General features: G+C 41.9%; 21 protein-coding genes and 1 pseudogene. 13 read left to right on the top strand and 9 right to left on the bottom strand.

Annotated features, from left to right (window positions below; all coding sequences use genetic code 11):
- Positions 1 to 15: 15 nt before the first annotated feature.
- The 3 genes from SMUL_RS14410 to crcB all read right to left on the bottom strand — a co-directional run bounded on the left by SMUL_RS14410 (position 16) and on the right by crcB (position 2,028).
- Positions 16 to 831, bottom strand: coding sequence for a helix-turn-helix domain-containing protein (locus SMUL_RS14410; protein ID WP_084613144.1), 816 nt, complete (start codon positions 829 to 831; stop codon positions 16 to 18).
- Positions 832 to 1,330: 499 nt separating this feature from the next.
- A complete protein-coding gene (locus SMUL_RS14405; RefSeq protein ID WP_025345958.1) occupies positions 1,331 to 1,642 on the bottom strand; it encodes a DUF190 domain-containing protein in 312 nt (103 codons plus the stop codon).
- Positions 1,639 to 2,028, bottom strand: coding sequence for a fluoride efflux transporter CrcB (crcB, locus tag SMUL_RS14400; RefSeq protein WP_025345957.1), 390 nt, complete (start codon positions 2,026 to 2,028; stop codon positions 1,639 to 1,641). Before crcB ends, SMUL_RS14405 begins: the two co-directional genes overlap by 4 nt.
- A gap of 169 nt (positions 2,029 to 2,197) precedes the next feature.
- Here crcB and SMUL_RS14395 point away from each other — a divergent pair, with 169 nt between their 5' ends.
- A complete protein-coding gene (locus SMUL_RS14395; protein ID WP_025345956.1) occupies positions 2,198 to 2,407 on the top strand; it encodes a TOBE domain-containing protein in 210 nt (69 codons plus the stop codon).
- Positions 2,408 to 2,575: 168 nt separating this feature from the next.
- On the opposite strand, the gene SMUL_RS14390 is transcribed toward SMUL_RS14395, so the two are convergent.
- The 6 genes from SMUL_RS14390 to SMUL_RS14365 form a co-directional block, all read right to left on the bottom strand.
- Entirely contained in the window at positions 2,576 to 3,343 is a 768-nt protein-coding gene (locus SMUL_RS14390) for a class I SAM-dependent methyltransferase (protein ID WP_025345955.1), read from the bottom strand.
- Between the two features lie 71 nt (positions 3,344 to 3,414).
- Positions 3,415 to 5,196: a radical SAM protein gene (locus SMUL_RS14385; RefSeq protein WP_025345954.1), complete on the bottom strand. Its 1,782-nt coding sequence runs from the start codon at positions 5,194 to 5,196 to the stop codon at positions 3,415 to 3,417.
- A 45-nt stretch (positions 5,197 to 5,241) separates the two neighbouring features.
- Positions 5,242 to 6,264, bottom strand: a complete 1,023-nt coding sequence (locus tag SMUL_RS14380; protein WP_025345953.1) for an ABC transporter substrate-binding protein — start codon at positions 6,262 to 6,264, stop codon at positions 5,242 to 5,244.
- An 11-nt stretch (positions 6,265 to 6,275) separates the two neighbouring features.
- The gene (locus tag SMUL_RS14375) at positions 6,276 to 8,354 is read right to left on the bottom strand and encodes a TonB-dependent receptor (RefSeq protein ID WP_025345952.1); all 2,079 of its coding nucleotides are present in this window, start codon (positions 8,352 to 8,354) and stop codon (positions 6,276 to 6,278) included.
- Between the two features lie 36 nt (positions 8,355 to 8,390).
- Positions 8,391 to 8,963 (bottom strand): globin domain-containing protein, encoded by a 573-nt coding sequence (locus SMUL_RS14370; protein ID WP_025345951.1) that lies wholly within the window; start codon positions 8,961 to 8,963, stop codon positions 8,391 to 8,393.
- A gap of 188 nt (positions 8,964 to 9,151) precedes the next feature.
- The gene (locus SMUL_RS14365; RefSeq protein WP_025345950.1) at positions 9,152 to 9,925 is read right to left on the bottom strand and encodes a TOBE domain-containing protein; all 774 of its coding nucleotides are present in this window, start codon (positions 9,923 to 9,925) and stop codon (positions 9,152 to 9,154) included.
- A gap of 279 nt (positions 9,926 to 10,204) precedes the next feature.
- On the opposite strand from SMUL_RS14365, the gene SMUL_RS14360 reads away from it, so the two are divergent.
- From SMUL_RS14360 to SMUL_RS14305, 12 genes and pseudogenes are all read left to right on the top strand, one after another.
- Entirely contained in the window at positions 10,205 to 10,651 is a 447-nt protein-coding gene (locus SMUL_RS14360; protein ID WP_025345949.1) for a MotA/TolQ/ExbB proton channel family protein, read from the top strand.
- Positions 10,641 to 11,048: an ExbD/TolR family protein gene (locus SMUL_RS14355; RefSeq protein ID WP_025345948.1), complete on the top strand. Its 408-nt coding sequence runs from the start codon at positions 10,641 to 10,643 to the stop codon at positions 11,046 to 11,048. Before SMUL_RS14360 ends, SMUL_RS14355 begins: the two co-directional genes overlap by 11 nt.
- Positions 11,045 to 11,722 (top strand): energy transducer TonB, encoded by a 678-nt coding sequence (locus SMUL_RS14350; RefSeq protein ID WP_025345947.1) that lies wholly within the window; start codon positions 11,045 to 11,047, stop codon positions 11,720 to 11,722. The genes SMUL_RS14355 and SMUL_RS14350 overlap by 4 nt, the downstream gene beginning before the upstream one ends.
- Positions 11,723 to 11,731: 9 nt before the next feature.
- On the top strand, positions 11,732 to 12,280 hold the full coding sequence (locus tag SMUL_RS14345) for a globin domain-containing protein (RefSeq protein ID WP_025345946.1): 549 nt from the start codon (positions 11,732 to 11,734) through the stop codon (positions 12,278 to 12,280).
- Between the two features lie 56 nt (positions 12,281 to 12,336).
- Positions 12,337 to 13,359 (top strand): ABC transporter substrate-binding protein, encoded by a 1,023-nt coding sequence (locus SMUL_RS14340; protein WP_025345945.1) that lies wholly within the window; start codon positions 12,337 to 12,339, stop codon positions 13,357 to 13,359.
- Positions 13,356 to 14,372 (top strand): FecCD family ABC transporter permease, encoded by a 1,017-nt coding sequence (locus SMUL_RS14335; RefSeq protein ID WP_025345944.1) that lies wholly within the window; start codon positions 13,356 to 13,358, stop codon positions 14,370 to 14,372. The genes SMUL_RS14340 and SMUL_RS14335 overlap by 4 nt, the downstream gene beginning before the upstream one ends.
- Positions 14,264 to 15,157 (top strand): annotated as a pseudogene (locus SMUL_RS17535) (ABC transporter ATP-binding protein). The gene SMUL_RS14335 and the pseudogene SMUL_RS17535 overlap by 109 nt, the downstream one beginning before the upstream one ends.
- 87 nt (positions 15,158 to 15,244) lie before the next feature.
- The gene (locus SMUL_RS14325; protein WP_025345943.1) at positions 15,245 to 17,257 is read left to right on the top strand and encodes a TonB-dependent receptor plug domain-containing protein; all 2,013 of its coding nucleotides are present in this window, start codon (positions 15,245 to 15,247) and stop codon (positions 17,255 to 17,257) included.
- A gap of 471 nt (positions 17,258 to 17,728) precedes the next feature.
- The gene (locus tag SMUL_RS14320) at positions 17,729 to 18,190 is read left to right on the top strand and encodes a transposase family protein (protein ID WP_025343414.1); all 462 of its coding nucleotides are present in this window, start codon (positions 17,729 to 17,731) and stop codon (positions 18,188 to 18,190) included.
- Positions 18,112 to 18,576: a transposase family protein gene (locus SMUL_RS14315; RefSeq protein ID WP_084613060.1), complete on the top strand. Its 465-nt coding sequence runs from the start codon at positions 18,112 to 18,114 to the stop codon at positions 18,574 to 18,576. Before SMUL_RS14320 ends, SMUL_RS14315 begins: the two co-directional genes overlap by 79 nt.
- Positions 18,577 to 18,593: 17 nt before the next feature.
- Positions 18,594 to 19,331, top strand: coding sequence for a TorD/DmsD family molecular chaperone (locus SMUL_RS14310; protein ID WP_025345942.1), 738 nt, complete (start codon positions 18,594 to 18,596; stop codon positions 19,329 to 19,331).
- Between the two features lie 90 nt (positions 19,332 to 19,421).
- On the top strand, positions 19,422 to 19,619 hold the full coding sequence (locus SMUL_RS14305) for a twin-arginine translocation signal domain-containing protein (RefSeq protein ID WP_025345941.1): 198 nt from the start codon (positions 19,422 to 19,424) through the stop codon (positions 19,617 to 19,619).
- Positions 19,620 to 19,634 lie beyond the last annotated feature (15 nt).

Genomic DNA, 19,634 nt, shown 5'->3' with positions numbered 1-19,634 from the left:
AATGGATTTTCATTATTAAAAATTGTACTTTTGTTCCAATGCGTTACGAAAATTTTTGGGAGAAACACCGACTTCACGTTTAAAGAATCGACTGAAGTACGCGGGGTCTATAAAGCCTAAACGATCAGCAATTTCATTGCAAGACATGGTGTCGTATTTGAGGAGTCTTTTCGCTTCTTGCATCGTTTTAGTGCGAATAAATTCACCGCAGTTAAATCCTGAATTCTCTTTAATAGCTTGATTAAGAAGCTTGACACTGGTTTTTAATTTTTTAGCGTAGTAAGTGACAGGTGTGATTTGGTAGTTGTTCTCATGCATAAGATCATTGAGTTTTGTAAAAAGCGCATTGGTCATAAACGATGCAGGTTTTGCAGGTAACGCACGTTTGACATAAATGAGCAAAATTTGAAGCAGATTGGTAATCGTGCAATCTTTAAATGATTTAGATGTGCGGTATTCTACATGTAAACTTTTCAGAACAGACTCAAAGGATAAAAATTCAGACTCGCTGACATTCACCGTATCAAAATGAAAAAGAGAGATGTATTCGATGAACGATCGCTCAGAGAAGAAAGAGGCATCGAATTTTAAAAGATACCCATGAAGATTGCGCGTGTGTTCCCATCCATGTATTTGGTTGGGTGAGACGAGAAAAAAGGAGTGTTTGTGAATTTCATAACTCTGACAATCCACGTAAAATGTTCCTTCGCCTTCAAGAATAAAAAAAAGCTCATAACAATCATGTTTATGCCGAGGAACAGGCGTTAGATATTCGATTTTATCGATTCTGAAATGCTCTTCTGTAATACTATAATGAGGTAGTGTCATCATTTCCTCCTTTATAAAGAAATGGTTATTATTTTTTCGTCATCTTTTCATGAGTGGGAAGAAAGATTAACCTTAATACTTCCATATTTTTATGAAGTATATCAGATAGATCAGTTGTATATAAATGGATTTTTAGGAGAAATGATAGTACTTTTAAGCCCTATTATGTAGTAAAAGTGTCTTTTTTGTGGCATAAAGATTCACTTTGATGCCTTTTTATGGTGTTTTTCAATAAAAAATGTACTTTTGAGAATTAGACTCATAAATGATGATTATTTAATAAGTGATATGTGATAAAATTTTAAAAATAAAATAAATTTTGATACCTTAGTAAAGTTGTATACAAATATCATTAAATTTTGTAAAATTAATTCGTCTATTTTTGCGCGACTTATTTTTAGAGTCATGTATCGTTGTGTCATAAAAAAAGGTGCAAGAGAGTGGAGTTTTTGAAAAAAAAGATGAGCGTTCTTAAAACTGACTGGGCACGAACGATCCTGAACTAAATTGTCCCAAATTCGATCGCAGTTTTGGTGTAAAAAAGTCCCAGCTTCTCTTCACTTAGAAGTGTAAAGAGTTTTTCATACTCTGTTTCATTGACATTCATCATAATCTCAAGTGGCTCATCCGCCAGTTCAAAAAAGTTTGAAGAGTGCAGTTTTCCATCTCTTCCAATACCTTGGGATGCCTTTAAAATCGTTACGCCTTTGATGCCAATTTTTTCAGAAACATCCATAAGCCACTGGCTGATGTGCTCACCATTGGGGTGTTTGCGACTTTGTAGGGTTAAAAAAACGAGTTGAAAACCTTTCATAAGCTTCCTTTGTGAAGTAGGGTGTAACTGGCAATGCCCAGCAGCGTCATCGTAATTGAACCCATGACATGTAAAAAAACTGCGACAACGCTCATACTAAAACGTCCTTCTTGAATGAGGGCGACGATCTCGGCGCTAAAGGTGCTAAAGGTGGTGAGTCCACCTAAAAATCCTGTAATGATGAAAAGCCGCCATTCGGGTGCAATGGCTGTGTTGGAAGCAAAAAAAGCGATAAATAATCCAATCAAATAACCACCCAGTAAATTAGCACTGAGTGTTCCTAAGGGAATAGAAGGGGTGTAGCTGTTGAGTTTTGTGCCTAAAAACCAGCGTAAAAGTGCACCAAAACCAGCACCTGAGAAAATAGCCAAAACAGTGTAAAACATCCCCAAACCCTTTAGTAGAATTTGATGCAAGTATAACATAAAGGAGCTTTGCCTCTTGAAAATAAGCGCTTGGAATGGCTTTAAACATCTTTACATGTAAAGCGTTTGGAATTGACAGGTTATAAGGCTTTGGAGTAGGATTTTCTTACATTAACCCAAGGAGTCTGAGATGAAATACGGCGCTAGAAATGAGATCACGGCAACGGTTACAAAGATTAAAAAAGGCGAAGTGATGTGCCAAGTCGATGTAGGCGACATTATTGCCAATAAAATGAGCTCAGTGATGACGATGGAATCGATTGAAGAGATGGGTCTTAAAGAGGGTGACAAAGTCAAAGTCGTGGTCAAAGCGGTTAGCGTTTTACTCATCAAAGAGTAGAGTTCTTGCAAAACTCAATTTGCAAGAAGTAAAAGCACCAAAGGTGCGCGGGCTCACTGCCGAAGTGAACCCAGCGTTAGCGTAGCTTTTAGAGCTTTGCTTTAAAGGCGTGTTTAGAGTTCTGCAAGAGCTCTAGTAAAAAAGATGCCTTTTGGCATCTTCATCTTCTTACGCAACTCTCCATAAAATAATCCCTTTTTCGGCTTCTGTGGTCACTTGCACTTTGTCGCCGTCAAGATTTGCGGACAAAATGGACTCAACGATTGCTTCATTGGGTACGATTTCTTTGCGTTTGAGTTGATCGTAGGCGTACTCTTTTGCCTCTTCAAAACTATACGTTTCACTCCAAGAGGTTTCAAAAAAACTGCTCTCATAAGGAATGTTTCGCTCATCTAAGATGTCAATAAATTGCGCCGCTTTAATGCAACCTGCCGATGCGCAATCTTCCTCTTCTTCGATGATATGTGCTTTGACCAAGGCTTCGACCAATTTATTGATGCGGTATTTTCCCCAGCCTACGTAAATGCCAAGCCCTTTGGTCGCACCCAGCATTTTGTCAATTTTTTGAAGATCGCTAATCGCAGGTGTCATGGACGCGATGACGATGTCGTATTGTTGACTCAGAGGAAACGAATCCCAATCGCTTTGGTGTGTGTGCATTTGTAAGCTCACGCCTTGCTCTTTGGCATCTTCATTGAGTGCAGCTAACATGCCCTCAGAAATGTCCATAGCCGTGACGTGTGCACCTTTTTGGGCTAAAGGAATGGCAATAGTTCCCGTACCTGCACCAATATCTAAAATAGAAGCACCTTCAAATGAGACATTTCTGTTTTGACACCAGTTGATGATGTGATTGACATCTTTACTCATTGAAATATCATTAAAACGCGGGTAGCGCTTTGCCATATTATCCCAAAAATTGAAATTGGGTTCCATGCTCTGTCCTTTGCAACGTTATATACATGCAACTATAACGAAATTTACCTCTAAGTACAAGAGGGCAGTGCTTAAATTTGCATCATTGTGTGGTATTTGCTTGGTTTTGCAAAGGAGCGATTAACCGAAGCAATCGTAAAGTCACTTTCGTAAAACTCCCGATAAAAGAGGGTTGCTTCTTTTAAAACATCGAAATGATACCGTTCGGGATGCAGCATATTGGCAATGTGCATCAAGCCTAAAATCCAACGAGGACTACCAAAATCAAAGCAAGGGGCAAGGTGCGTATAGATGCGTTTGTGTTTCGTTGCATTGACAACAATGCCTTGTTTTTCACAATACGCGTAAAACTCATCTAGCGGACAATCCAAAAATGACGAAATAAAAATAACATCAGGATTGAGCTCGTTGAGTTTTTGAGCTGATATTTTTCGTCCGGGTCTTCCTTTTAAACTGAGCGTTTTGTTGACACTAATACCTCCTGCCATCTCTACCAATTGATTTTCAAGACGCTCCTCTTCAAGTGCAAACAGGGGCTTTCCCATCACGTAATAGACGCGTGGTTTGGTTTGTATGTTGGGGAGTTCTTGCGCAATGACAGCAATCTTCTCTCGCATATAGGTTAAAAGCTTTTTGGCAGTATCTTCTCTATGGGTCAGTGTGGCAAGATATTCAATCGTTTTGGCATAATCGTCAAAGTTTTGAATGTTTACATGTAAACGTTTCAGCCCGTCACCTCGTAAAAGTTCTTCCCAACACGTTGTGACATCTTTTTGCTCTGTAACACCCAAAGTTACGAGTGTTCCTTCGACAATTTCTAAGGCTCTGGTGAGTGGATAGCCGCCTTCAAAACCATCTTCATCAAATACTTTTTGACACGGTTCTCCTATGATGGGAAGAAGATGATGGCAGTGTGCGCAGGTGTTATTCTGATAGTTAAGGCTAATCGTTCTTAATTTTGAACCCATTGGACCGTAAAAATCTCTCTCAAAAATCAGTGCACCACATTCAGGACAGTAGGTATTGAGGCATTCCGATCCTGGGGAGTTGAAAAGATAGACATAATCAAGGTGTGATATGAGTTTTTTATAAAGCATCTCAGAGGCTAATATGGAAGGCTCAAGGCTAATGCTCGCATCATCAATAGGGATAAACCGCATGATTTGAAGGGGAATCTCTTTAGAGATGTGTGATAAAGTCTCCGCTATCGCTAAGACCTCTTCTTCGTTATCTTTTTTATGAATACATGCTACTTCGACATGAACGCCTTTTCGGTAAAAAAGTTCAATATTGCGCAAAACGGGTTTGTAGCTGTTTGCGCCACAACTTTTGTAGACGTCATTGCACAAACCTTTAAGCCCAATGTTGACAAAATCTAAATGAGGGGCGAGTAGATCAAGAGATTCGGGTGTGAAATAGCCATTGGTGGAACACCCTGTCAACAGACCATACTCTTTGGCAAGGGTGCAAATTTCAAGAAACGTGTAAAAAGAGGCGAGGGGGTCGTTCATTAAAAAAGCGATACCATCGCACTTTTGCTCTAACGCTTTGTTGATAATTTGCATCGGCGATAACTGTTTAAGCGCTGGGCTTTGTACATTCATCTCTTTGGCAACAACGGTTGAGATGCACCCCAAACAGTCAAAATTACACCCTGTGGTGCTAATTTGCAAAAATTTGGCACGGGGATGAAAATGAAGCACGGGCATCGTCTCAGCAGAGATGGGTGCTACGACAAGATACGAATTAGCAAAGCGTTCTATCATCGTCTCATTTTGGCATTGGTAGCGTCCACATGCACCTATGCCGTTGTCTTCCACACGGCATCTTCGTTCGCAAATTGGGCAAATCATAAGGCATTCCTTCTCTTAAAAAGCTTCTTTAGGAAGCAGTCGCTGTTAAAGATCAAAATAGGTTTTAAGCTCTTTATCACTGAGCGAGACACCAAAAAAGAGTTGGTAAAACGCTCTGACTTTTTCTTGAATTTTGTACGGATAACGAGTAGAATAGAGCTTGCTTGCGATCCAGTGTGCGCCAATGATGCGCATAAAAGAAGGTGGGCGATCTGTCCAGTTAAACGGAGATTTTGGGATCAGATAGACATGTTTGGTTTGTACCGCTTTGAGCATCGCCCATTTTTTATCTTCAAAGATCGTTTTATAAAACGCAGGACTTTGGACAATGATCACCTCCGGTGCATAGCTCAAAACCTGCTCAAAACTGACCTCTTGCATGCCGATGACGCTGTTTTGGACACATTTATGGACTAAATTTCCCCCTGCAAGCATCAAAGGTTCGGAGTGAAACGAGACATCGCACTCGGTTTGCAAATCAAAAGGACCTTCTGCGTAATAGACTTTGGTACGTTCATTTAGAGGAACGCTTGCCACGAAGATTTTTAGCTCGTCCAGATAGGTTTGCGCCATGGCTGCAAGCGCATTGGCGCGCTCCTCTTTGTTCATGACTTTACCAAGATAACGAAAGACTTCGGGGTAATTGGCTGAATCATCGATGTTCACTTTCAGTGCAGGGATGTTGATACGCGCCAAATCTTTCGCCGTTTTTTCATTCAGAAGCGGCGTGTCCCATGTGATGATCACATCAGGTTTTGCGGCGATGATGGCTTCAAGATTGGGCGTGTTATTACCATGCCAACCGCCTAAAATGGGAAGGCTCATAAAATGTTTGGACAAAAATTTATCGCCATTGGCGTTGTCTTGGTTGGTTTGTGGAAAATTGACACCAATGAGAGGTGCATCATCAATGACGTAAATCATAAAACTAATCGGTGGCGCTGAGCCATAAATGCGCGTGATAGGTTCAGGCAACGTGATCGTTTTTCCTGAAATATCAACAAACGTGCGCGATTCACTGGCAAAAAGCGAAACAAACATCAGTAAAAAAACAAGAGTAAAACGCATCAGAACTCCTTTTAAAATGCCGCTTTAAGCGATAAAACACCGTTGATACCCGCGTTGTCAGGTAAATACCATGCTGTTGAAGAGACTTTATCAAGGTGTTCACGATACGATTTATCGAAGATATTATTGAGCTCAAAACTTACGACGGCATTTTTAAGAATGCCTAGTTTTGAAAATCCATAACTCATCGAAGCATTGGTGAGTGAATAGCCCGGCGTTGCGATTTCGCCATTGACGCTGGAGATGCGGTCTTGATTATCGACAAAGACCTCTTCAAGTTTCCAACTAAGACCCTTTGAGCGCTTTTGCGCTAAAGAAAGCGTCAGTTTTTGAGGAGCGATAAAGGCTAAAGGTGTGTCATCATCTTCGTTTTGACCGTGTGTGTACAGATACGCCGCTTCCACAAAAAGATCATTCCCTAGTCCATAGCCTGCCATCGCTTCAGCACCGTAAATAATCGCTTCATCTAGGTTGATGTAACGTTTGATAGGAAGTCCACCCGTGGTCAGGTAGCCTGTTTTAACAAGCTCGATGTAATCAGAGTAGCGTTGGTAGTAAAGCGCTGAGGTGTAGTAAAAACGCTCATATTTACCATCCATCCCCACGTCAATATCCCATACTTTTTCGTTCCCAAGCGTTTGGTTGGGAATCTGGCTTCCATTGCTTGGATTATTGCCATACGCTTCGTTAAAATAAGGGGTTCTCTCGGCGTTAGAAAGTTTAATGTAGGGTACAAACGCAGATGAAATCTCATAGCCTGCTTTGGCACTCATGGAGAGAAGATTATCGCGTTCATCGGTGTTGGTTTTTTGAATCAGAGCATCAAGCGCTTCGGGGATTAAGGAGTCTAGTTTAGTTGTATTGACATTGGAAGTGACATTGCGTTTGACATTATCGTAACCGATGGCAAGGGTGTAGAATGCCTTATCGTATTTCATATCATCTGCTAGTTGGATACCAAAGTCTGTGTAATCCCCACCTTTAATCCCCATAGCGCTCGTCCAGTCGCCCCATGTATTGGTGGTGGTATTCCAATTTCTTACACCGTTGGTGATCTCCATTTTGGAGTAGGTCATTGCCAAGGAGAGCGTTTGGTGCTCATCCAACTCTTTTTTACCTGATAGTTTGGCTCCTTTAGTGTTGCTTTCTCTAAAAAGCTCTGTTGCATAAGGTACTGAAGTCTCTTTCTTGGTGTTGACAGCGTAGTGTAAATCATTTTTAAAGATTTGGAAATCAATGTCACTTAAGCCATACCACTCCCCTTTTTTAAAGCCAACAAAATAGGTTTTAGCATCATCATTCGGATGATCGGTATAGTTCCAAACACCACTTTGTTGGTAGCGTGAGAGTGGATCGCCTGAGCTGCTTTTATCTTTGATAAAACGACCGTAAATATAGCTGTCATCGCCTGTTTTCACCGCGGTAGAGATCGCGTAATGTTTGCTGTCCGAATCAGAATGGAGGACTTCATCTCCTCCTCCATTGCTGTAGTTATTGTATTCGCTTATGCTTCCACTGAGGGAGAAGTTCACAAATTGGTTGTAAAGGGTTGTTCCAATGCCCGTGGTGTAACCTGTTTGTGAAAAAAGCGATGTTTTGGCATTGATGAAACTCGACTCTTCAAATTCATCCGTCGTGCCAAATTGTGGCTCTTTAAGTTTAATGACGATTGCACCGTTCATCGCTCCCATGCCGACATTAGCGCCATTCGCCCCTCTGTAAACATCCACTTCTTGTGCGTCTATCATCGTAAACAGATTGGTCGAATCGGGGTGTGCGGCATTGATGCGCATTCCTTCGATATAAATGGGCACGCCATTCACACCTCGCCCCCTGATGTAAGGCTCCGAGTTGTAATCACCTGCCTTTTTGAAGTTGACAAAAAAGGTATCGCTCAGTGCTTCATTGAGCGTGGTAGGTTGGCTTGAAAGCTCTTGGGTGTTAATGACTGTTTTGGCATCACTAAGACTCATTGAGGTAGCTGTCTCTTTTTCTCCTTCAACCGCAACGGGTTCTAAGGTAACACTTTGTGCCGCACACGCAGAACACAAACTCATAGCAACAATCCATGAAAGCGGGGTTTTCTTCATTCTAATTTCCTTGAGGTTTTGGTTTACATGTAAAGATTATTCAGCATCAAAATAGGAGTGGATACTCTCATACGGATAGCGTTTAACCATCTCCATACTTGTCCGTCTGTTAATCATACGAATCGAGATGGATTCAACCCAATTCCAAATTTCAGGCAAAAATTCTTTAGGAACGGCGCACTGTTTGAGCGCTTTGCGAAAGCTCATTAGCCAGATGTCACGCCCTGTTTCGGTCACTTCAAAAGGAAAATGGCGGTCGCGAAGTTTGGGATGACCTTGCACGCTCGTGTAGAGGTCTTTGCCTCCAAGCATCTGCACAAAAAAGTCTTCGATTTTGCTCGTAGCCGCGATAAAAGCAGCTTCATCTTGCGGATAAAGATGTCCAATTTTACTGTGGCGTACAAGCTCATGGTGGACTTTGACCACTTCACGAATTTTCGCTTCACCAAGAGCTAAATAGGTTCTATTGGAAGGGAAAAAGAGTTCGGGGAAGATCATATCGATCTTGGGGTGCGCTCGTCTTGGGCTCTCATCGGCAACGGGGAAAGGGGCGTTTGTGTCGCACTCACTGAATAACTGAACTTTAATTCCATCGATCATAACAGGCATAGTGGCTCCTTAAAGCATTAGAATACGTAATAATTTTTACACAGATACGTTATATAAATAAAAACATAATGGTAGCAGGAAAAAAAGTGTATGGCAAGAGTAAAAATAGTTGCGGTGCTATTTTGTGTACACCGAAATGGTTATTATTTAAGCATTTTAAAAGAGAGGGAAAAGGCGTTTAAAGAGTATTAAACGCCTAAAATAACATTGGATGCTTTGAAAAAAGCATACGCCTCTTCGTTGATTTTGAGATGAAGTGGCTCAAACGCATCGTTGGCAATGGTCGCGGTGATGGTACTTTTACTCTCCAATTCCAGCGTCACTTCGGTGTTGGACGTGTCGCTGAGGATTTGGATGATCGTGCCTTTGAGAAGGTTTTCACACGCGATGGTAGGCTTGGTTTTTGAAAGAAGCACGGAGCTTGCTTTAATAATCGCAATGGCACTCTCTCCTAAGTGAAGCCCAAGCTCTTGGTAACTGTTTTTGGTGATACTCGCATAAATTTTATCAGCAGCTTTGATGGTCAGCTCAATCGCAACATTGACCGCATCTTCGCTAATCGCGCTGATAGTACCTATCAGTTGGTTGCGAGCACTCAGTTTTAACGAGAGCCGGCTTAGGGTTTGAACGATGGTAAGCAGGTCATCACTGTTGGCAAAAAGATCTAAAAACTGCTGATGTTTGGCTTGTAAATTGTGAAATGCCGCGATGACCTCTTCGCCTTTTGGGGTGATAATCGTCCCCCCGCCGCCTTTGCCGCCACTTGTTTTTTGAACCAAAGGAATCTCTGAGAGGTTGTTCATGGCATCCACCGAATCCCATGCGGCTTTGTAGCTCATCTTCATGGCTTTGGCGGCTGCATGGATGGAACCAAACTCTCGAATGTTTTCTAAAAGCTCAATGCGCCCTTTGCCAAGAAAATTTTTATCGCTTTTTTTCATCCAAAGACGTGCTTCTAACATGGGTGTCCTCTGTATCCTAGGAAGGAGTAATTTAAAAATAAGTATAGCACAAAAGTCGCGTGAAGCGCTTTTGGGAAGCATTTCAGGAAAGGGAGTGCCTATTTTTTAAACACTAAAGAAGGTATTAGGTGTATACTTTACCGTTGTATTGCTAAGTATATTACGTTATAATGGTCTCGTTTCTTGTTGTCAGCTCTTTTTCGCTCAACCGTTATTTATGTGCAGTACATATCGGTTGAGCTTAAAGGGTTTTGGAGATGGCTATTTTAAGGAGAAGAGATGTTGAGTGAAAAACTTTTATCGTTTGCCCTGTTAGGGATCGACCCCGTGTTGTGGGTATTGGTCGCCATGAGTGTGTTAGCAGTTGGGGTGATGATAGAGCGTCTTTTAGCGTTTAGTGTGATTCAAAAAAAGTATCAAAGTATGGATTATTATACGTTGCGTCTTAGCCTTGAAGCGCGTTTGGGCATTTTAGCCACCTTTGGCAATAACGCCCCTTTTATAGGGCTTTTTGGAACCGTTTTGGGCATTATACAAGCGTTTCATACGATTGGCGCTTCCAATGCGTTTGATGTACAACCAATCATGCAAGGTATCTCTGAAGCGTTGATTGCCACCGCGACGGGGCTTTTTGTCGCGATTCCCTGCGTTATCGCTTACAATTATTTCATCAGACGGGTTAAAGTCATTTTAACGCACAAAGAAGCACAGCTCGATGAAGCGTAAACCTGTGTATGAGAGCGATATTGCCGAGATCAATATGACCCCTTTTGTGGACATTGTCCTCGTTATCTTGGTCATTTTTATGGTCACAGCTACATTTGTGACCCAAGGTAAAATTCCGCTTACGCTTCCACAAGCGTCCAATGCTGAAAATCGTAAAGATGAGCAAAAGCCGATTACGCTCTCCTTGAACGAATCGGGTGAGCTTTACTACGACGATGTAGCGGTTTCACTCGAAGATTTGGATGCAAAAATTGCCCAAATCAGTGCGTCTGAGCCTCATATTTTACTGCGAAGTGACGCAAAAACACCGTTTGAATACGTGGTTAAAGTGATCGATCTGTGCAAAAAACACCGCATCAGCACCTTTGCGATTCAGACAACAAAGGGTGGCGCGTGAAAGCATCACATTTTTTCGTCGCTTCATTTGGAACACTCTTTTTACATGTAACGATTGCGTATGCCCTTTTTATGGGAAGTATGATGATACCAAAACCCGCCATGCGCGAGTTTATCGTCACGCAAGTGAGTTTTTTGGATGAGCCAAAACCTATGCCAGTAGATGAAGAGATCAAACACGATATAACGCCACCACCAGAGCCAATCGTAGTGAAAAAACCCGAAAAAAAAGTGCCAAAAGAGATCGTTAAAGCTGTGCCTACGCCAAAACAGGTTGTCACATCGGCACCTTCGCTTGAGCCTTTTGTCGAGCAACGTGTAGAAGCAATAGCACCCGCAAAAGCACAAGAGCAAGCGGTTAGCGCACCTGCTGCGCGCCAAAGCGATGATCTGCTCTCCCTCTATCTTGCCAAAGTAAGGCAAAAAATCCAAGAGAGTCTTCGTTACCCCTCTATGGCTAAAAAGATGGGCGTGGAGGGCGAGGCGGTCGTGCAATTTTTAATTCATGCCAATGGAACGGTTGATGCCTCGTCTATTAAAATTGCAAAGTCAAGTGGCAAAGCGGTTTTAGATCGTAATGCCATCGATGCCGTTTTGGATGCGACACCTTTTGAGTTTCCACCCAAAGAGGCACTAGAGATCGCAATTCCCGTTGTTTTTAAGCTCAAATCCTAAGGAAATTTCATGTGCAATGGTCATCATTTTCTTCATAAACCTTCAATCGCTAAAAAGAGCGAAAGCCTTCAATGGAGCCCTATCAATTTAAAAGCACCGCTACCTGCGATTATTTTGCCCAAACCTGATTTTTTAACAAAAATAGGGGCAGAAACGATTCATAACATTGTGTTGCATCACCACCGCTTGCTTCAAAAAAGTGCTGTTGCGCAGATGTACCCGACCGATGAGGCTCATTTTAGGGAAGGTGTAACCAAGGCGAGCCATTTTCTCATTCAAGCGTTGGGTGGTGAAAAAACCTATACCTTCAGCTATGGTCCACCCTCTTTGTGTCGCACACATGCCCCATTTGCCATCGATGATGAGGCAAGAGTTGTGTGGCTGCTGGCGTACAAGCAGACCCTGCACGATCTTGATTTTCCCAAAGCGTTGATCGGGGAGTTTTGGAACTGGATCGAGCCTTTTTCGATGCGCATGGTGAATCGTCGAAGCACGAGTGTGCCGATGAAACGTATTTTGTATGAAGATATAAAAGCTGAGTTTGGACTCTTTTCATAGAGTTTTTGCAAAACTGGTTTTGCAAAAACTCTAATTTTTTACATGTAAGGATAAAGATGCGAATTTTAGGAGTTATTGGAAGTGTATTACTTCTTTTAAGCAGTGCATATGCCAGAGAAATCGTCGATATGGGTGGTCAAAACGTTGAAATCCCTGATGTCATCACCAAAGTGTTTGGCACATCGCCACCTTCGACTTATATGATCTATACGATTGATGCTTCCTTGATTGTGGGGCTTAATTTCAACCATGCCCGTGGCAATAACGAATCGTCCAATATGCTTGATTCCCGTTTTATGGCACTTCCCGTTGTGGGAGGTCTTCAGGGAGGAGGGAACAGCATGAACCGCGAAACTTTGCTTTCCTTGCATCCAGATGTCGTCTTTTTATGGAACAACGATGCTTCGAGTCAGTTGGCGCAGTACCTGTTTGAGAGTAGCAAAATCCCAAGTATCAATGTGGATTTAGAGAGTGTTGAGCGTCTGCCCAAAGCCTACCTTTTCTTTGGCGAGGTTTTAAACAGAGAGCCTCGTGCAAAAGTACTCTCAGACTATGCCAGTGCCGCACTGGAAAAAACCAAAGCAATCGTGCAACAAAACGCCACAAAACGCCCTGTTGTCTATTATGCTGAGGGTGCGGATGGACTTGCGACCGAGTGTGACCAGTCGTTTCACTACGAAGCGATCAAATTTACAGGCGGTATTAATCCGCATCTCTGCCAGACTAAAAGTGGACTTGGGCTTGAAAAGGTCTCTTTAGAACAGGTTATTTTGTACAATCCTGACATCATTGTAGCGCAAGAGAGAGAATTTTTTGAGAAAGTCAAAAGCGATGCAAGATGGCATTCCATCAAAGCCATCAAAGAAGGCAAAATCTTTCTCGTACCCAAAGTGCCGTTTAATTGGATCGACCGACCACCCTCTTTCATGCGGCTTTTGGGTGTTAGGTGGCTAACGCATATCTTTTACAATACACCTAATTCTGAGCAGTTTGCGCAAGAGATGCGAGCGTTTTATAAACTCTTTTTGAACATTGATCTCACCGATAAGCAGATCCATCACATTTCAGGCGTGCTATGAAAAATTCGTTTCTTTTTGGCATGATGATCGTTATGTTGGGGGCAAGTCTACTCATTTCGCTTGCTCTTGGGCGCTATGAGATTGACCTTAGCACGCTTACGCAACTACTGTTATGGAAAGTGTTGAACATTGGCACAGCTCCCAATGAGGTGATGCTGCTTTCTAACATTGTGTTTGACATTCGTTTACCACGCATTTTAGCGGTTATTTTAGTCGGCGCTGCACTTTCTGTTTCGGGTGGGGCATTTCAAGCGATGTTTGTGAATCCTTTGGTGTCGCCTGGTATTTTAGGCGTACTTGCAGGCGCTTCGTTTGGTGCGGCACTTGGCATTATGATCTCTGAGAGTTGGTTTGGCGTGCAGCTTTTCTCGTTTACTTTTGGGTTTGTAGCCGTTTTAGTCGCCCTTGGTGTGGCGAAGATTTACGGTAGAAGCGGCTCACAGACGATTCTTTTAGTCCTTGGTGGTGTCATCTCTAGCTCGCTTTTTTCTGCACTGCTTTCAACGGTGAAGTATGTCGCTGATCCATACAACAAACTTCCGACGATTGTTTACTGGCTGATGGGCTCTTTCAGTGCGGTCGATATGAAAACGCTCTCTGGCGTTGCCATCCCTCTGATTTTTAGCACCATCGCTCTGTCTTTAATGGGCAAATACCTCAATGTTTTAAGTCTTGGCGATGAAGATGCCAAGGCTCTGGGAGTACGTGTGGTGTGGGTGCGCAACAGTGCCATTTTACTGGCTACGTTGCTCAGCACTCTGACCGTTGTCGTTGCTGGAATGATCGGCTGGGTAGGGCTTATCATACCGCATATTGCGCGCTTTTTAGTGGGAGCAGATAACCGCGTTCTGCTTCCAATGTGCGCGCTTTTAGGAGCGACCTTTCTCATCATCGTCGATACCTTATGTCGTACATCGATGAGCGTGGAGATTCCCATTGGGATTGCGACGTCGCTTATTGGTATTCCTATCTTTGTTTTTGCGCTGAAAAATGCGAAAAAAGGATTTGCATGAGTTTTTACAGCGCTGAAAATCTCTACTTTTCTTATAACAGCACACCGATTTTGCAAGGGGTGGATCTTCACATTGATGAGGGCTCCATCGTCTCACTTCTAGGGCCTAATGGTACGGGAAAAAGTACCTTGATGAAACTTTTTTTAGGACTTTTAAGCCCGAAAAGCGGTGAGGTGATCTTAAAAGGAAAGCCTTTACAGCGCTATTCCATTAAAGAACGCGCTTTACATGTAAGCTATGTTCCTCAAAGTACGCAGGTCGCGTTTGCGTTTTGCGCTCTGGATATTGTCATGATGGGGCGCATCGCTTTTGAGTCATGGTTTTAAAAACCAAGTAAAACGGACAGGGACTTAGCGCGTGTGGCGATGGAGCGACTGGGCATTGGGCATCTGGAGAAACGCACCTTTCAAACGCTGAGTGGTGGCGAAAAACAGCTGGTTTTAATCGCTCGTTCCTTAGCGCAAGGGGCAAAAATCTTGGTCATGGACGAACCCGTTTCGGGGCTGGATTATGGCAATCAACTGCGCCTTTTGGAGACAATTATGAAGCTCTCCAAAGAGGGTTACACCTTTTTAAAATCAACCCATTTCCCCGAACATGCGCTCATGCTGGGCGGTTACACCTATGCGCTTAAAGACGGGCATATCTTAGCGCATGGGCTTACATGTAAAACGATTACGGAAGAGCTTATTAACGAGCTTTACCACACAAACATCGAGCTTAAACAGACGGTTTGCGGCTATCCTGTCTGCATTCCATCGTTTGTTCATACCACGAAAGCGTAGGAGGTCGGTCGGATTTTTGGAAAAGTCAGAGATAGCGTTATATAAAATAAAATATTATGTCTTGGTAAACATACAAAAGGAGAAAAAATGAAATTTAAAATTGGCGTGGCGCTCTCGTTGATCACAGCATCCGTGTTGATGGGTGAGACGTATGAGTTAGGAAAAATAGAGGTAACATCGGAAAAAGATATCAGTCAAAATCCGAGCGTTGAGGTAGTGTCAACGGAAACAATTAAAGAGAGCGAAGCAAAAACGGTTGTTGATGCACTTCAAAGTGTGCCGAGTGTTTATAGCGATTACACAGGGGCTAGAGGTGAGTCAAAAGTGCGTGTGCGTGGCTTTTCGAGTACACGCGTACCTATTTATATCGACGGTATTCCCATTTACGTTCCGTATGATCACAATATCGATTTGGCGCGGTTCAAAACCTATGATATTGGTGAAATAGATGTTTCCAAAGGGTATGTTTCTCCGATGTATGGGGCGAATACAATGGGTGGGGCGATTAACCTTATTACCAAAAAACCGACCAAAGAGCTTGAGGGCGAAGTAGGCGCTGGTGTATTTAGTGGCAATGGCTATGAAGAGTATGCAACCATCGGAACAAAGCAGGAGATTTACTACGGCTTACTCTCCGTTTCAAATATGCAAAGAGATTATTATAAACTTCCAAGCGACTACGATTCAGCAGGGCATCAAGAAGGACGCAAACGTTCCAATTCAGAGTACGGCGACAAAAAAATAAACATCAAAGTCGGCTATACGCCCAATTCGACAGATGAATATTCACTCAATTATATCGCTCAACGAGGTGAGAAAGAACAACCGTGGTTTGCGATGGCACAAGGTACTACAACGAACAACGCGTATAATCGCAACTGGGATTGGAAAGACTGGGATAAGACGAGTTATTATTTGATTACCAAAACGGCTATTGGGGAACATTATCTTAAAACGCGTTTGTATTACGATGAGTTTTACAACAAAATTCTTTTTAAAGGAACACCACAATCTGGGGCGCAAGATGTCGTAAGTGAGATTTCAGAATACGATGATCATACCTTTGGTGGCATTATCGAAGGGGATATTAAAATCGCTGATAACCATCTTTTAAAACTTTCTGTTTCCCAAAAATACGATAATCATAAAGACATCAGCTCAAAATCTCCTAATGCAGATCTTAAAGATGAGAGTAAAACGTTGTCATTAGGCGCTGAATATTCATGGCAACTCACTGACGCACTGACGTGGACATTAGGTGGCAGTTACGATAAAAATGAGATTACCAAAGCGGAGTATCGTAACAGTGCGGGAACACTCATCGCAGGAGAGTTCCCCAAATATGACTCCGATGCTTTCAACCCTCAAACCATTCTGACATTTCATGCGACGAAAGATCTGATGTTTTATGGAAGTGTCTCTCAAAAGAGTAATATGCCAACACTGAAAGATCGTTACTCTTCAAAATTTGGAGATTATATTCTCAATCCTAGCTTGGATGCAGAACGTTCTACGACGTATGAAGTCGGCAGTGACTGGGCATTTGTGGACGATCATCATGCTAAAGTAGCACTTTTTTACACGAAAACAAAAGATTATATTGCGTCAGTGAGTGGTTTAACCAATACCGATGCAACACTGGGGTGTACAGGTACAAACTGTAAACAGATGCAAAATTTCGATCAAGAAGAGCACAAAGGTGTTGAGCTAACACTTGATTCACTATGGAGCAATCAGCTTAAAAGTACGCTCTCTTACACCTATATTGACGCAGAAATTGAAGACAGTAAAACGGCAAATGCTCAATACACGACCGATACACCCAAACACAGCTATTATGCAAGTATGACCTATTCGCCGATTCATTCGGTTGATATTACACCGATTATCAGGCATGAAGGCGAACGCTACTCCAATGTAAGTGGCAGTGAAAAAAGCAGTTCGTATACCGTAGCAGATATTAGAGTTGCGTATAGACCTGTCAAAGCGCTTGAGCTTGCTGTTGGTATTAAAAATCTCTTTGATGAGTTTTACTATTACAACAACGGCTATCCGCAAGAAGGTCGAAACTATTACGCGAACGTACGTTACTCCTTTTAAAACGCTTTACATGTAAAGCAGTTCAGGGAAATTTAACATTCCCTGAACTATACTCTTCCATCCGCTTTAACTCTCCGAGCAATATGCTTAATTTGCATATTTAAGTTATATTTAAGTTTTTAAACTACTCTTTTTAACCTATTCTCAGCTAAGCAAATCTGTGGTACATTTTCTAAAAATTGGTAAACAGTTGTTTACTAAAGTTGTATAATGAAGCGTAAAAAAGGGCAATGTTTCCACCAAGATCCCGTGTTTATCCCTTGTTTTCAAGCTTTTTAAGTCATTAATACCCAACAAGACTCTTTTGGTCTAGTTTAGTTGACTTTAAGAAATAAGGAACAAAGTTTTTTAGTCATTATACCCAACAAGACTCTTTTGGTCTAGTTTAGTTGACTTTAAGAAATAAGGAACAAAGAAATAGACATCTTGCAAAACTCAAATAAAAGGCACTAAAAATGCTTGGCAAGAGGCATGAAAAAATATGAACAAATGCAAAAGCATAAACCCAAAGATTTTAAGCGCCATATTGGCGTTAATGAAGAGACATTTAACGCAATGATAGAGGTGTTTAGGCAATACGATGAGAATCGTAAAAAAGGATTAGGTGTAGGAGGGAGGAGATCTCTTTCACCAGAAAATAAAGTACTTTTGATGCTTGGCTATTATCGTGAGTATCGCACCCTTGAACATATTGGATTTGATTATGGTGTGAGTGAATCAACGGCTTCAAGGATTGTATGTGAAGTAGAAGAAGTGTTGATTAAGTCTGGTAGATTTTCATTGCCAAGCAAGAGAGAACTCTATAAAAGTGATGTTGCCCTCTCTTTTGTTGTCATTGATGCGACAGAAACGCCTTGTCAAAGACCCAAAAAAAGCAAAGAGAGTACTACTCAGGTAAGCAAAAGCGTCATACCCTTAAAGGACAGATTGTGATTGATAAAGAGGAGAGGATTATGTGTGTGCATACCGCTAAAGGTACGACACATGATTTTAGACTGTTTCAAGAATCTAATCTCCCCTTGATGCCCAAGACCTGTGTTTATGTTGATTTGGGATATCTGGGTATTGCCAAAGAACATAGCCATTGTCAAATTCCCCATAAAGCCTCCAAACTTCATCCTTTGAGTGAGGAGCAAAAAGAGGAAAACAGACAAAAAGCAAGTGCTAGAATATGTGTTGAACATGTGAATGCTAAAATCAAAACATTTCAGATACTCACCCAAAAATACAGAAACAGAAGAAAACGATTCAATCTACGCTTTAATTTGATATGTGGATTAATCAACTTTGACCGTGGTTTTGCTGTGGAATACAAATGAGTTTTGCAAGATGTCTAATGATAAATAAAGAATCGGTTAATAAAGCCCGTTCACTCTACTATGGTTTTTTGAGCAAAATGTTTGTTTTTACAACACAGGATGATCGTTATTTAGGAATTAATGAAGCACTTGAAGTGATGATTGAAAATCCTATGGATGAAAATTCGGGTGAAGCGCTCAAAGAGATTCATGCTTTTTTAAAAACCTGTGGGCAAACTGCCTTGATTCAAGAGTACGATGACATCTTCCACAACCCTGCCTATAAAGTTGTTCGCAATACCGCTTCGTACTATGACGAAGGCGTTGAAAGCGGTCACCAACGACTCGCCGTTAAAAACTTCCTAGCCAAAACCAAAATCAGACGCGATGAAAACCATTTTAAAGAGAATGAAGATAGCGTTGGGTTTATCTTTACCTTTATGCACGAACTTATCGAGCTCATTATGCAAGGAGGAAAAGAGTATGAATACATCCAACATTGCCTTTTTGTCGAAGTGATTAATCCGTTTATGGATGAATTTGTCATCAACGTTTACGAACACCCGATGTCCAAAGCGTATCAGTCTGTCGCCATTGTGTTAAATGCGTTTATGGCGTTTGAGCGTATGTATTTTGAAGTGGCGAAACCACCTTTAAAAGAGAGAGAAAGAGTTCAAAAGCCTGTGGAGGTTATCTCAGGAGCAGAAGCACGAAGGCGTGCGGAAAACAAAGCCAAAAAAGAGGCAGACAAAGCTAAAAACGTGATAGAGGTTTAAGGCAATCAAGAGAGATTGCCCGAAAAAAGCGTACTTTTTTGGGACAATCTCTTCGCGTGTAAGGGATTTAGACTCATAAGGAGGTGCTAGATGAATGAAAGCAGACGTGGTTTTGTTGCAAAAGCGGCTCTTGTCGGTGCTGTCGCTGCCGTTGGCGTCGTGGGTGCACAAGCAAGTTCTTCTGGAACAAAAGGTTCAAATGGCGTTGTTGTAGGTAAATCGAATAAAAAAGAGATTACCTATAAGAAAACACAAGCATGGGAAGATTATTATAAATCTGCCCTATAAAAGAGGAGGCATAAC

Origin of the sequence: Sulfurospirillum multivorans DSM 12446 (genome assembly GCF_000568815.1) — a bacterium.
Lineage (GTDB): Bacteria > Campylobacterota > Campylobacteria > Campylobacterales > Sulfurospirillaceae > Sulfurospirillum > Sulfurospirillum multivorans.
This window is presented reverse-complemented; position numbering and strand designations above follow the sequence as displayed.